Here is a 1,137-nt window from a genome sequence, read left to right as displayed (position 1 = left end):
TTAAATTGAAGAGTTTGATCATGGCTCAGATTGAACGCTGGCGGCAGGCCTAACACATGCAAGTCGAGCGGCAGCGGAAAGTAGCTTGCTACTTTGCCGGCGAGCGGCGGACGGGTGAGTAATGTCTGGGAAACTGCCTGATGGAGGGGGATAACTACTGGAAACGGTAGCTAATACCGCATAACGTCGCAAGACCAAAGAGGGGGACCTTCGGGCCTCTTGCCATCAGATGTGCCCAGATGGGATTAGCTAGTAGGTGGGGTAACGGCTCACCTAGGCGACGATCCCTAGCTGGTCTGAGAGGATGACCAGCCACACTGGAACTGAGACACGGTCCAGACTCCTACGGGAGGCAGCAGTGGGGAATATTGCACAATGGGCGCAAGCCTGATGCAGCCATGCCGCGTGTATGAAGAAGGCCTTCGGGTTGTAAAGTACTTTCAGCGGGGAGGAAGGCGTTGAGGTTAATAACCTCAGCGATTGACGTTACCCGCAGAAGAAGCACCGGCTAACTCCGTGCCAGCAGCCGCGGTAATACGGAGGGTGCAAGCGTTAATCGGAATTACTGGGCGTAAAGCGCACGCAGGCGGTCTGTCAAGTCGGATGTGAAATCCCCGGGCTCAACCTGGGAACTGCATTCGAAACTGGCAGGCTAGAGTCTTGTAGAGGGGGGTAGAATTCCAGGTGTAGCGGTGAAATGCGTAGAGATCTGGAGGAATACCGGTGGCGAAGGCGGCCCCCTGGACAAAGACTGACGCTCAGGTGCGAAAGCGTGGGGAGCAAACAGGATTAGATACCCTGGTAGTCCACGCCGTAAACGATGTCGACTTGGAGGTTGTGCCCTTGAGGCGTGGCTTCCGGAGCTAACGCGTTAAGTCGACCGCCTGGGGAGTACGGCCGCAAGGTTAAAACTCAAATGAATTGACGGGGGCCCGCACAAGCGGTGGAGCATGTGGTTTAATTCGATGCAACGCGAAGAACCTTACCTACTCTTGACATCCAGAGAACTTTCCAGAGATGGATTGGTGCCTTCGGGAACTCTGAGACAGGTGCTGCATGGCTGTCGTCAGCTCGTGTTGTGAAATGTTGGGTTAAGTCCCGCAACGAGCGCAACCCTTATCCTTTGTTGCCAGCGGT

The 1,137-nt window shown here is 55.2% G+C and carries 1 rRNA gene; it reads left to right on the top strand.

The features are described from left to right. Positions 1–2: 2 nt before the first annotated feature. Positions 3–1,137, top strand: a 16S ribosomal RNA gene (locus tag ACHH0Z_RS25575); the annotation flags it as partial.

It is taken from the genome of Enterobacter cloacae complex sp. 2024EL-00227 (assembly GCF_043945315.1).
In the GTDB taxonomy this organism is placed as follows: domain Bacteria; phylum Pseudomonadota; class Gammaproteobacteria; order Enterobacterales; family Enterobacteriaceae; genus Enterobacter; species Enterobacter roggenkampii.
This window is presented reverse-complemented; position numbering and strand designations above follow the sequence as displayed.